Genomic DNA, 12,439 nt, shown 5'->3' with positions numbered 1-12,439 from the left:
GAACCGATGCGCTTCACGCCGAGCGATTCCACTGCTCGTCATACTCGATACGCGCGTCTTCATACATGACGGCGAAACGGCTGACGATGAACGGGCGGATGAGTGCTAGTGCGACGAGGAAAATCCATGACCCGAGGATGACTAAATCAAGTTGTATATAAAAAGTCAAACCGACTAGATACATCGGAACGAATGGCAAAATGAGTTTGAACGCATCCCACTTTCGTCCGCGCATCATCGTTCTCGATTTTGTGATTGCCTCTGTAGCAGACAGTTCTGGTTCGTCGCGTAAGATGAAGTATGTGAACACATACGAGAAATACTTTATGATTCCTGGTACGACTAGCAACAATGTCCATAGTACTTGGAACAATATGACGAGAATTGTTGCAAGCAAATGTTTTCCATAGCGGTGACGAAACGGGTCGAACACATCACTCCAGCGAATCGGCTGATCTCGTACCGTCTTTAAGATAAGCCAGTTGTATCCGACGTTAACCGGATAAAGGGCGATATAAACTAAGATGCCACCTAAACTGAGCACGGTCAGCGGCAGTGACTCCACCGTCAAACCGTAATAAGTCGGGTCTGCCATCAACCCCAATTCTAACATCACAGAGCAGGCGAACGACCAGATGAGTAATAGCCCTGCCTTTCCTTTTAACGCTTTGTGCGCCCGTTCATTCCATGTCTGGACCATCTTGTTTCCCCATTTCGTTCGTCTTTCCTGTCTTATACGCAACGTGATGAAAAATGTTTCAACCTCCACAAAAAAACAGGGCACTCGCCCTGTCGATCAGTCTTCCCGATATTCCAAAATGTCGCCCGGCTGACAGTCGAGCGCTTGACAGATTGCTTCGAGCGTCGAGAAACGGATTGCTTTCGCTTTCCCGGTTTTTAAAATCGATAGGTTCGCCATCGTCACGCCGACTTTTTCCGACAACTCGGTCAAACTCATCTTTCGTTTCGCCAACATGACATCCACATTTACGATAATCGCCATCGTCTCACCTCACACCGTCAAATCGTTTTCTTGTTTCATGTCGATTGCTCGTCTCAACAGTTTTTGTAACAACTCGGCAAAGACGGCAACGACGAACGAGGCAAAGACAAAGACGAGACCGATCAGGAGGAATCCCGGCGCGTCATCGCGTTCGGCGAACCAGTAGAAGAACGGTAACGTCATCGCGTAAACGGCGGTGATGATGACGGCACTATACTTGATGTGACGGAGCGCACGGACCGTCTCGAGTGAAAACACCTCGTCTCGATCGATGTATCCAAGCAGTTTGAACGTCTGATACAACGCGTAGAAAAACGGTACGGCCGCCACATACATTCCAATCACAATCGGCTGGATCGAGCTTTGAATCCATCCCCCGCTCTCTGTCGCTTCCCGCCATATATGCGGTAATGCCAAAGCACAGCCTCCGATGACCGGAAGGGTCAGGACGATGACAGCTAACTTTAAAAACCATGTCTCTCGCTTCATGTTGTCGACACCTCACTTCATTTGGTGTCTCTAGCATATAAGTGATTTTATTGTTAATCAATAAAAAAATATTGTATTTCATAAAAAAAGACCTTCACATCGAAGGTCATTCTTTCGGTTCTAACTCATCTTCCGTCACCCATTTGTGGTTCGTCACTTCTTCCCCGTCCTGGAGCATGAAGTTGACCATATAGACGGTCGTCTCTTCACTCGAGTCGATGGTCGCGTTCGCTCCGTCCATGCCTTCCATGTGGTCGGCTCGAAGCGTCACTTCGGTCCCATCGGCGAGCGGCGCGTCCTCGGTCGTGTCGAGTTCTTCATGTATCACCCATTTGTGATTCTCGACCGGTTCGCCGCCATCGGTCGGGGTGTACGTCACCGCATACGCTGTCGTATCATAGGCGCCAACGATTTTTGCCTCGGCACCTTCCATCTCGAGCATATGGTCTGCAGTCATGACGACTGTCGAGTCGACCGGGTATGTCGGATTCGATGCTTCCTGTAGGCCGTCCGGCACTTCACCGGAACCCGAGTGGTCCATCGTGCCATGCGCCTCTTCTTGTTCTGCGTTGTGCTCCTCGGTCACATCGATTGCTTGATCTTCTTCTGTCGTATCACCCGCGTCACCGCATGCGGCAAGTGACGTCGCAAGTAGCATGGCACCAAGTGTCGTTGCCCATTTTTTTTGTTTCATCAAATCGCTCCTTTTCTATCTTTATAAGACTGTACCCTACATGAAACGGAATCAGACGTTTCTTGAAACAATCCCATGAAAAAGACCAAGATCCCGAAAGATCTTGGTCCAATGATTTATTCAACTGTTACCGATTTCGCCAAGTTACGTGGCTTGTCGACGTCACAGTCACGCGCGAGTGCCGCGTAATATGAGATGAGTTGAAGCGGTAATACCGTCACGAGTGGTGTGAGGAGTGGCTCGACACGTGGCAAGACGAATGAATCGCTCTCGTGTTCCATCCCTTCCATCGAGATCGTGCAGGCAACGGCGCCACGCGCGACAACTTCCTTGATGTTTCCGCGGATGTTGAGGTGCGTGTTCGGTTGCGAGACGAGTGTGATGACCGGCGTCCCGTCCTCGATCAACGCGATCGGTCCGTGCTTGAGCTCTCCACCTGGATAGCCTTCCGCTTGGATATACGAGATCTCTTTGAGCTTGAGGGCCCCTTCGAGACCGACGTATGAATCCATGCCGCGACCGAGGAAGAACGCGTTGCGTGACTCTTTCAAGAACTTGTCTGCCAACTGCTCGAAGATTTCTTTTTGAGCCATAACTGAGTCCATGATCGTCGCGATGCGCGCGAGCTCTGTCATGAGATCAAACGGTACTTTCTTCCCGTTCGCACGGGCAATGTCGTAGGCGAGGATGGCGAGCACGGCGATTTGGGCCGTGTACGCTTTCGTCGATGCGACCGCGATCTCCGGGCCGGCGTGGAGGAGCATCGTCTCGTTCGCCTCACGCGAGAGCGTCGAACCGGCAACGTTCGTGAGTGTGAGCGCTTTGTAACCACGCTTCTTCACTTCGACGAGGACGGCGCGGCTGTCCGCTGTCTCACCTGATTGTGAGATGAAGAGGAACAACGGCTTCTCCGTGAGGAGTGGCATGTTGTAGCCGAACTCTGACGCGACGTGTACTTCAGTCGGTACACCCGCGACGCGCTCGATTAACTGTTTGCCGACGAGACCAGCGTGGTAACTCGTACCGCAAGCGATGATGTAGATACGGTCCGCCTCCGAGACGAGCGAACGCACGCCTTCCGTGAGCTCGATGTCACCGGCGTCGTTCTGGTAGTGCTGGATGATGTTGCGGATGACGGCCGGTTGCTCGTCCATCTCCTTCAACATGTAATGCGCGTACGTGCCCTTCTCGATGTCCGACGCATCGATCTCGGCCGTATACGGCGCGCGCTCCAACACCTCGCCGTCGAGCGTCTTGATCGTCGCCGACTCGCGCGTCAAGATGACGATCTCGCCGTCGTGGAGCTCGAGGTACTGGTCCGTCACCTGGAGCATCGCCATCGCGTCAGACGCCACGACGTTGAACGTGCCGTCGCCGAGACCGACGAGGAGCGGCGACTTGTTCTTACCGATGTAGAGGCGCTCTTCGTCCTCTGAGTCGATCATCGCGATCGCGTACGAGCCGTGGAGCTCAGCGAGCGTCTTGCGGAACGCCGCCTCGACGTCGCCGAGCGCGACGAAGTTCTTCTCCATCAACTGGACGATGACTTCCGTGTCCGTCTCTGACTTGAACGGCACGTCGAGCGTCGCCTTGAGCTGCTCGTCGTTCTCGATGACGCCGTTGTGGACGAGCGTGAAGCGCGCCGTCGTGCTCTGGTGCGGGTGGGCGTTCGGGACGCTCGGCACCCCGTGCGTCGCCCAACGTGTGTGGCCGATCCCAATCGTGCCGTCTACTTCTGCTGGGACGATTTCGCGTAGCGCGGCGATGCGTCCGACTTCCTTGTGAACGTTGACACCGTCTTGCATCAACGCAAGGCCAGCCGAGTCATAGCCACGGTACTCGAGTTTCTCAAGACCTTTGAGAAGGATTTCCTTCGCTCCGGTATTCCCAATCATTCCTACAATTCCACACATAAACAATTCTCCTCTATATTCGATTTCTCGAAAAAGGAAACGGGCTTTTTCTAAGAGCTGTCATCGTCTTTCACTTTGTCCGTCCGGTCACCCGGGCGTTTTACTGAAAGACTCTTAGTCGTGACAGGCGACTAGAAGGCATCCGCCGAAAATCTCGATCACCTTCGTCCTCGTCAACTCCGTAGAGTTCTGGCGCTTTCTCGTACTCTGTGCCCCTCCGTTTCTAAGGTCACGCTCTTAATAGTACAAATCACACCCCCATTCGTCAAGAAAATCACTAGATTTCACAGTGACAAAACGGAAACAAAAAGGGAATCCACAGTTGGATTCCCTTGTGTTATTCCCTGTTGGGATAAAATTATCCTTCCACACCGTAATCTTCACGTACGACTTGGGCGATTTTTTCGACGTAACGGTCACATTCTTCCGCTGTCGGCGCTTCCGCCATGACACGGACGAGCGGTTCCGTGCCCGACGCGCGGACGAGGATGCGCCCGTTCCCGTTCATTTCCGCCTCTGCCTCTTGAATCGTCGCGAGGACGCGTTCACCGTTCATCGCCTCGTTCTTATCCGTTACACGGATGTTGACGAGTTTTTGCGGGTACACTGGCATCTCCGCTGCGAGTTCAGACAGCTTGCGCCCTGTCGATTTGACGATTTGGGCGAGCTGAACGCCAGAGAGCATCCCGTCTCCTGTCGTCGAGTGATCGAGGAAGATCAAGTGACCCGACTGCTCGCCACCGAGTGTGTAATTGTGTTTCTTCATCTCTTCGACGACATAACGGTCACCGACTGCCGTTTGAAGCGCCGTCATGCCCGCTTCTTCAACCGCCTTGTGGAAGCCGAGGTTACTCATGACCGTTGCGACAATCGTATTGTCTTTCAAGCGGCCTTGCTCGCTCAAATACTTCCCACAGATGTACATGATCTTGTCGCCATCGACCACGTCACCGTTCTCGTCGATCGCAATCAAACGGTCGCCGTCGCCGTCAAACGCAAGACCCATATCCGCACCCTTTTCACGCACGAATTCAGCCAAATGCTCTGGGTGGGTCGAACCGACGCCTTCATTGATGTTCAAACCGTTCGGCGAGTTCCCGATTGTCGAGACGTTCGCTTCGAGGTCTGCGAACAGACGCGCCGCAAGTCCGCTCGTCGCGCCATGGGCGCAGTCGAGGGCGATATGAAGACCGTCTAAGTCCTCATCGACCGTCTGTTTTAACAGCTGAAGGTACTTCTGGGCGCCTTCATAGTAATCCGAGACGAAGCCGAGGTCTTTTCCGACCGGACGTGGCAACGTGTCTTCTGACGCGTCTAAAATGTCTTCGATTTCTGCTTCCGTGGCATCGTCGAGTTTGAATCCGTCGCTACCGAAGAATTTGATGCCATTATCGGCGACCGGGTTGTGCGACGCAGAGATCATGACACCTGCCGTCGCATCGAGTGACTTTGTCAAATACGCGACACCTGGTGTCGAGATGACGCCGAGACGCATCACTTCTGCCCCGATTGAGAGAAGACCCGCGATGAGTGCACCTTCAAGCATGTGACCTGAAATGCGTGTATCGCGACCGATCAAGACTTTCGGCTGTTCACCGGCCGGCAAGTGTTTCGATAACACATAACCGCCAGCACGGCCTAGACGATATGCCAATTCTGCTGTTAACTCTGAGTTCGCGACACCGCGAACCCCATCTGTTCCAAAATATTTACCCATATGATCATTTCCTCACTTTTGTATGATTGAACGCCTTATTGAAGCGAAGACGTCTCTGTTTCGTCATCGACGCTCGTCAATTCGACGTCAATTGTTTTTGGCGAGACGACCGTCACGCCTTTTGGTACTTCATAATCGACATCCACGCCATGTAACCCGCTCGGCAGACCGGTCAAGTCGAGCGTAACGCCTACACTATTCGACGTGACGTTCTCGAGGAGCGCTCGTTTCCCCGACAGCGTCACACTGACGACGTCAGGCGACCGGAGCGTATAGTTCGTCCGATCAAAACCACGAACGCTTACCGGCACTGTCAGACGCACCCGCTCGGTCAATTCGCCTGAATCGTCACGTGTATCATCAATCCCGCGAACGAGCAATTGCACCTCGACTTCTTTCTTGCCGAGTGCCGTTGCACCATCCGGCAACTGGAGCGTCGCTGTGACTTTATTATTTCCGTCTAAGCCGTCTAAATCGATTGGGGTTGTCTCGATTACATCGAGGTTGGCGAGCACGTCAGTCGGTGCGAACACCCGTACTTCCGTGTCGGCGAGAAGTGTATCGACGAGACGATATTCATCCGCGACGTCACCGGTCGTTACGACCTCAATCGGGACGACCGCACTCTGTTCATATACCGGGACCGTCACACGAATGATGTTTGGTTCTACCGTGACGTTGAGCGGGTTCCCGTTCGCATCTAAAATGGTCGGCGGTAACTCTCGGGTGAACGTCTGGTTCTGGTTGGCGACATCGATGTTCAAGGTGATTTCTTTCACGTTTTGAATCCGACTCGCCCCACCCGACACCTTCACGGTCGTCGGTTCGATTTCAGCGTCGCCGACGACGTACCCTTCTGGCAACTGGTCTTTATTTAACACGTTAACGGAGACCGGTACTTCCACCGTCTGTTTACGATCGATGTAAATCTCGACCGTATCCCGTTCGAGTTTGACGTTCACATCCCCCCCGAAACCACGGGCCTCGACCGGGACGCGATGAAATCCGGTACCGAGATTCGTCAAGTCGACGAATACTTGATAATCTTTCACCAATCGAGTCATCGTCAAACTGCTCGATGGTCCTTGGAGCTCGACGTTTAGCTCTTCCGGCACGTTATAGGCGACGTACTGGACCTCATCGAAAAAGACTTCCACCGGCACATCGAGCACCATCGAGCTTTGACCGACAATCGGCAAGGCACTCGATGAGCTCGTCGACGAACTCGTCTCGGCGACCATAAGGTATAAAAGGATAGCTAAAGCAAGTGCGATGATGCGGAGAAACCATTTGTGTTGTAACCACTGATCAATCACTTACTTGTCCCCTCCTTTTTTGCCGAAGAACGAGAGCGTCGTCTCTTTCTCTTCGATGACGAGTTCTTGAATCAACTTGTTGCGAAGCGCCTCCTCGTCTAACTCACGATACAGACGCCCAGCAATCGCGAGCGATACAGCTCCCGTCTCCTCGGACACGGTGAGCGTCACGCTATCTGTCACTTCACTGACGCCAATCGCTGCACGGTGCCGTGTCCCGAGTGCCTTGTCGATGTGAGGACTCTCCGATAGCGGCAAATAACAAGCGGCAGCGGCGATTTTCCCATCTTGAATAATCATCGCCCCGTCGTGGAGTGGCGTGTTCGGGATGAATAAGTTGATGATCAATTGCGATGTAATATGCGAATCCATCCGAATCCCCGTCTCGACGTACTCATTTAAGCCCGTGTCCCGCTCAATTGCAATCAATGCGCCGATTCGACGTTTTGACATATATTGAGCTGAACTGACAATCGCCTCAATCATTTGACGCTGTTTGTCCTCATCGCTCGTACTCGTCCGACCGAACAGGTTGCTCGTCCGGCCTAAGTGTTCTAGCCCACGTCGTAACTCTGGTTGGAAGATGATGATGATTCCGAGCAGTCCATATGTGATGACTTGATTCAATAGAAACTGCAAAGTTTTCAATCCAAAGAATCCACTGAGGAACCAACTGACGAGGATGATTGAAATCCCTTTAATCAGTTGAACCGCTTTTGTGCCACGGACGATCATCATCAACTTATAGATGACGTACGTGACGACGACGATATCTAAAACGTCGTTCAAATAATCGTACCAATGTACGTTCTCTGAAAGACTAAAAAATGATAAGAATGAAACCTGTTCCAGTAGCGGCAAATGCTCCCCTCCTCAACTACCTAGCCAATTGTGCAAATTTTATTATATCACATTTCCAAAACGAAGCATCGCTTGGCGATAAAACGAAACCAGATTGAAACGAACAAAAAAGACGCCCGCGGGCGTCTTTAGAACAACTGTTTGATGGAATACCAAATCCACTCGAAAATCCGATCAATTTGCTCGAGCTCACCGGTCACTTCACCGGCGCTTGCCAAATATGCACGACCGTGGACGGCCGTCGCATTGCCTTCGACCTTGCCTTCGATGCGGAGGTCGCCTCCTTGAACCGTGATATCTCGCTCGACAGTGACACCTTCCGGTACGACGACTTCATTGGACGTGACGACGATTCCTGGTACTTTCGTATACGTCATCGTCTCCGTTGAACCGTTCCATAGCCCGAGCGTCGCGCTCGACATCAAACTGAAGAAGAGGACAGCCGCAATCAGGCCAGGATGTTTCCGGAACCAAACCATCTGTCTCGAATGCGTCCGTCGCACTTTCCGCGTTTGAATCGGTTCTGGCACAGCTGTCGGAACATGAGTCGGACGTGCTGTGGCGTCAGGTAAAGCCGCCATGACCCGAGCCGTGAAGTCCTCAGACAATCTCGGTCTTGGCAAAGCTTTCAGTTCGGCATCGATTCGTTCGTATTGAAGGTAAGCCTCATATAAGGCGTCGTCCTCGAGTAATTGACGGAATTCGTCTGATTCTTCGGGCAGGATGCCATCTTCCAAATATTGTTGCAGTTTCTCTTCAGGAGTCAATTGAACCCCTCCCTGTTTTGAAAGATTGTTTTCAACATTTCTCTTCCCCGGAAAATCCTTGTTTTAACCGTTGCGACCGGCAGATCGATCATCACGCTAATCTCTTTTAAAGACAAATCATCCACGTACTTTAGAAGGAGCGGGATGCGATATTTGTCAGGGAGTTGCTTGATCGCGTCATGCATCTCGCCTCGAATCTCGCGATGAACGACTTGCGCATCGGGTTGGGGCGCTTCATCAGCTAAGTGGTCTTGATACGTAAGACCCTCGGTACCCGCGATTTCCGCATCCATTGAATACTCCGGCTTACGCTTGCGGAGTCGATCGATGGAAACGTTCGTCGCGATTCGGTACAACCATGTTTTGAACTTATATTGTGGGTCGTACGTCTCAATCCGTGTGTAGGCTCGAATGAACGTCTCTTGGGCAGCGTCCTCGGCTTCGCCACGGTCATATAATATCTTATAGGCGACAGCAAAGACACCATCCTTGTACAGTTCTACCAATTCAGCAAACGAATCGTGATTCCCCGACCTCAATTCGTCGACCAAACGGGTGGTCAGCCGTTCCATCAATCCACTCTCCCTCTCCGCAGCGATGCGGTCATCCCTCTATACGTTCCGTCCCTCGAATAAGTTTCAACTCCATCAAAAAAAAGTTTCCAAACCCATTGTAACAAAAGGATTTGGAAACTGTAAGGGATGGAAACTAATTCAACTTTCCAATAACAGGTTTTCTTTGGATTTCACAATCGTCTCGCAGAGCGCGAACGCCAACTGGGCCGTCTTGTCTTCGACATCAAGGGATGGGTTCAGTTCAACGAGTTCGATGGCAATCAACTCGTCTGCGGTCATCGCTTCAGCGACAATCGCTTTCCCTTCTGCAGCGGTCAATCCCCCATCGACCGGCGTCCCTGTCCCTGCGACGAGGCTCGCATCAAAGCTATCCATGTCAAAGCTGACGTAAAAGCGACCGACGCGTTCACGTAAATAGGCAATCGCCTCTTGCATAATCACGTCCGCACCGCGCGTTCGAACTTCTTCGACCGTGATGACTTTAATCCCGAGTCGATTGATTTCACGAATCTCCCCTTCATCGATATCGCGAAGTCCAATATAGACCAGGTGCTCCGGCAGAAGCTTACGCTCTCTTCCTCCGACCTCCGTCAAACGGACATCCCCCATCCCCATGGCGGCTGCAAGCGGCATGCCGTGAATGTTCCCCGAAGGTGACGTCTCACCTGTATTCAAATCCGCATGGGCATCCACCCAAATGACGCCATATGGACCAGTTTTAGCAAGACCTGCGAGCGTTCCGATGGCCATGCTATGGTCGCCTCCGACAATCAATGGGAAACGATTCGCCTGAACTTCCTCATGGACGGCTTCCGCGAGCCCATTGACCGTGTATAACACGCCATCTACCCGTTTCAAGTGCTCTTCATTCTCACGGATTTCGGATTCAGGCAACACGCGGATTGTTCGCTTTGCCGTTCCCTCAGGCAATAACGCCTCTAACCCGAGTTCCCGAAGTTTACTCGGACCTTGATCGACTCCGTCTTTCCCCTGTCCATAACGGAGTGGTACTTCAATATATGACCATTGCATAGCCATTCCCCCTTGACCGATTAATACCTTTATTGTAAACGCTATCAATCAAGTGGTTCAACTTCGCACGGTCGTGTATAAACATACAAAAAGGCAGCCTGAATGGTGGCAGGCTGCCTTTCTCTGTACTCTCAAGTGAATGGTTCATGGTTTTAGGCAAAAAAAAACTTAAGTCATCAATAACTTAAGAAACAAACAAATGGTGGAGCCTAGCGGGATCGAACCGCTGACCTCCTGCGTGCAAGGCAGGCGCTCTCCCAGCTGAGCTAAGGCCCCGGGAATGATATGGAGCGGAAGACGGGATTCGAACCCGCGACCCCGACCTTGGCAAGGTCGTATTCTACCACTGAACTACTTCCGCAAAAAATGAGCCATGCAGGGCTCGAACCTGCGACCCTCTGATTAAAAGTCAGATGCTCTACCAACTGAGCTAATGGCTCAAACCTGGTGGGGGGGGGCGGATTCGAACCGCCGAACCCGAGGGAGCGGATTTACAGTCCGCCGCGTTTAGCCACTTCGCTACCCCCCCAAGGAGTGCCGGCGAAAGGATTCGAACCCTCGACCCTCTGATTACAAGTCAGATGCTCTACCAACTGAGCTACACCGGCATATATGGTTTGATTGATTATAAAAGATGGTGGAGGATGACGGGATCGAACCGCCGACCCCCTGCTTGTAAGGCAGGTGCTCTCCCAGCTGAGCTAATCCTCCATAATGGTGACCCGTACGGGATTCGAACCCGTGTTACCGCCGTGAAAGGGCGGTGTCTTAACCGCTTGACCAACGGGCCTAAATTGGCTCCGCAAGTAGGATTTGAACCTACGACCTACCGGTTAACAGCCGGTTGCTCTACCACTGAGCTATTGCGGAACGATCTTGCCTGGCAACGTCCTATCCTCACAGGGGGAGACCCCCAACTACTTTCGGCGCTGAAGCGCTTAACTTCCGTGTTCGGCATGGGAACGGGTGTGGCCGCTTCGCTATCGCCACCAGACAAAGAAAATATTAACATCGTCCATCGGACGTGTCAATCACCTTCAGGGTTTGTTCCCTGAAAACTGAAGTTCATCAATACAAACCATAGACTAGATCAAAGCCTCGACCGATTAGTATCATTCAGCTCCACGTGTCACCACGCTTCCACCCATGACCTATCTACCTCATCGTCTCTGAGGGGTCTTTCTTGATTGCTCAAAGGGAAATCTCATCTCGGAGGGGGCTTCATGCTTAGATGCTTTCAGCACTTATCCCGTCCGCACGTAGCTACCCAGCGATGCTCCTGGCGGAACAACTGGTACACCAGCGGTGCGTCCATCCCGGTCCTCTCGTACTAAGGACAGCTCTCCTCAAATTTCCTGCGCCCACGACGGATAGGGACCGAACTGTCTCACGACGTTCTGAACCCAGCTCGCGTACCGCTTTAATGGGCGAACAGCCCAACCCTTGGGACCTACTCCAGCCCCAGGATGCGATGAGCCGACATCGAGGTGCCAAACCTCCCCGTCGATGTGGACTCTTGGGGGAGATCAGCCTGTTATCCCCAGGGTAGCTTTTATCCGTTGAGCGATGGCCCTTCCATGCGGAACCACCGGATCACTAAGCCCGACTTTCGTCCCTGCTCGACTTGTAGGTCTCGCAGTCAAGCTCCCTTCTGCCTTTGCACTCTTCGAATGATTTCCAACCATTCTGAGGGAACCTTTGGGCGCCTCCGTTACTGTTTAGGAGGCGACCGCCCCAGTCAAACTACCCACCTGACACGGTCCTCCAGCCGGATCACGGCTGCGAGTTAGAGACTCTATACGCAAAGGGTGGTATCCCAAGGGTGTCTCCACCGAAGCTGGCGCTCCGGCTTCACAAACTCCCACCTATCCTGTACATCGCGTACAAAGCCTCAATATCAGGCTGTAGTAAAGCTCCATGGGGTCTTTCCGTCCTGTCGCGGGTAACCTGCATCTTCACAGGTACTATGATTTCACCGGGTCTCTCGTTGAGACAGTGCCCAAATCGTTACGCCTTTCGTGCGGGTCGGAACTTACCCGACAAGGAATTTCGCTACCTTAGGACCGTTATAG

The 12,439-nt window shown here is 52.4% G+C and carries 11 protein-coding genes, 8 tRNA genes and 2 rRNA genes (1 of these 21 only partly in view); all 21 read right to left on the bottom strand.

The genetic code is table 11. The features are described 5' to 3' along the window. Window positions 1-13 precede the first annotated feature (13 nt). Entirely contained in the window at window positions 14-700 is a 687-nt protein-coding gene (locus tag KB235_RS02625) for a DUF975 family protein (protein ID WP_211780286.1), read from the bottom strand. A gap of 96 nt (window positions 701-796) precedes the next feature. After that, the gene (locus tag KB235_RS02620; RefSeq protein WP_211780285.1) at window positions 797-1,003 is read right to left on the bottom strand and encodes a helix-turn-helix domain-containing protein; all 207 of its coding nucleotides are present in this window, start codon (window positions 1,001-1,003) and stop codon (window positions 797-799) included. 9 nt (window positions 1,004-1,012) lie between these two features. Then, window positions 1,013-1,492 (bottom strand): DUF2975 domain-containing protein, encoded by a 480-nt coding sequence (locus tag KB235_RS02615; RefSeq protein ID WP_211780284.1) that lies wholly within the window; start codon window positions 1,490-1,492, stop codon window positions 1,013-1,015. A gap of 106 nt (window positions 1,493-1,598) precedes the next feature. Next, entirely contained in the window at window positions 1,599-2,186 is a 588-nt protein-coding gene (locus KB235_RS02610; RefSeq protein WP_211780283.1) for a YdhK family protein, read from the bottom strand. Window positions 2,187-2,302: 116 nt separating this feature from the next. Further along, the gene (glmS, locus tag KB235_RS02605) at window positions 2,303-4,099 is read right to left on the bottom strand and encodes a glutamine--fructose-6-phosphate transaminase (isomerizing) (RefSeq protein WP_211780282.1); all 1,797 of its coding nucleotides are present in this window, start codon (window positions 4,097-4,099) and stop codon (window positions 2,303-2,305) included. Window positions 4,100-4,457: 358 nt separating this feature from the next. Next, the gene (gene glmM, locus KB235_RS02600) at window positions 4,458-5,816 is read right to left on the bottom strand and encodes a phosphoglucosamine mutase (RefSeq protein ID WP_211780281.1); all 1,359 of its coding nucleotides are present in this window, start codon (window positions 5,814-5,816) and stop codon (window positions 4,458-4,460) included. A gap of 35 nt (window positions 5,817-5,851) precedes the next feature. After that, on the bottom strand, window positions 5,852-7,132 hold the full coding sequence (locus tag KB235_RS02595) for a CdaR family protein (protein WP_211780280.1): 1,281 nt from the start codon (window positions 7,130-7,132) through the stop codon (window positions 5,852-5,854). Continuing rightward, window positions 7,133-7,993 carry a diadenylate cyclase CdaA gene (cdaA, locus tag KB235_RS02590; protein ID WP_034804079.1) on the bottom strand — a complete coding sequence of 287 codons (861 nt, stop codon included), beginning with the start codon at window positions 7,991-7,993 and terminating at the stop codon, window positions 7,133-7,135. 128 nt (window positions 7,994-8,121) lie between these two features. Further along, a complete protein-coding gene (locus tag KB235_RS02585; RefSeq protein ID WP_211780279.1) occupies window positions 8,122-8,760 on the bottom strand; it encodes an anti-sigma factor in 639 nt (212 codons plus the stop codon). Further along, on the bottom strand, window positions 8,757-9,332 hold the full coding sequence (gene sigW, locus KB235_RS02580; protein ID WP_034804074.1) for an RNA polymerase sigma factor SigW: 576 nt from the start codon (window positions 9,330-9,332) through the stop codon (window positions 8,757-8,759). The genes KB235_RS02585 and sigW overlap by 4 nt, the downstream gene beginning before the upstream one ends. A 141-nt stretch (window positions 9,333-9,473) precedes the next feature. Continuing rightward, complete coding sequence (gene rocF / locus KB235_RS02575) at window positions 9,474-10,367, bottom strand: arginase (protein WP_034804073.1); 894 nt, start codon at window positions 10,365-10,367, stop codon at window positions 9,474-9,476. 200 nt (window positions 10,368-10,567) lie between these two features. Continuing rightward, window positions 10,568-10,643 (bottom strand) — tRNA-Ala (locus tag KB235_RS02570). A gap of 10 nt (window positions 10,644-10,653) precedes the next feature. Beyond that, window positions 10,654-10,728: transfer RNA gene (locus tag KB235_RS02565), tRNA-Gly, on the bottom strand. A gap of 6 nt (window positions 10,729-10,734) precedes the next feature. Next, window positions 10,735-10,807: transfer RNA gene (locus tag KB235_RS02560), tRNA-Lys, on the bottom strand. Between the two features lie 5 nt (window positions 10,808-10,812). Further along, window positions 10,813-10,896: transfer RNA gene (locus KB235_RS02555), tRNA-Tyr, on the bottom strand. A 6-nt stretch (window positions 10,897-10,902) separates the two neighbouring features. Continuing rightward, window positions 10,903-10,975 (bottom strand) — tRNA-Thr (locus KB235_RS02550). 27 nt (window positions 10,976-11,002) lie between these two features. After that, window positions 11,003-11,078: transfer RNA gene (locus KB235_RS02545), tRNA-Val, on the bottom strand. A gap of 4 nt (window positions 11,079-11,082) precedes the next feature. After that, window positions 11,083-11,157, bottom strand: a tRNA-Glu gene (locus KB235_RS02540). A gap of 5 nt (window positions 11,158-11,162) precedes the next feature. Next, a tRNA-Asn gene (locus tag KB235_RS02535) sits at window positions 11,163-11,237 on the bottom strand. A gap of 8 nt (window positions 11,238-11,245) precedes the next feature. Then, window positions 11,246-11,361, bottom strand: a 5S ribosomal RNA gene (gene rrf / locus KB235_RS02530). Window positions 11,362-11,453: 92 nt separating this feature from the next. Then, window positions 11,454-12,439: ribosomal RNA gene (locus tag KB235_RS02525) — 23S ribosomal RNA — on the bottom strand (it continues 1,928 nt past the right edge of the window).

The organism is Exiguobacterium alkaliphilum, from assembly GCF_018138125.1.
GTDB classification, from domain to species: domain Bacteria; phylum Bacillota; class Bacilli; order Exiguobacteriales; family Exiguobacteriaceae; genus Exiguobacterium; species Exiguobacterium alkaliphilum.
Note: the sequence above shows the minus strand (reverse complement) of the source record. Positions and strands in the feature narration are given on the sequence as shown.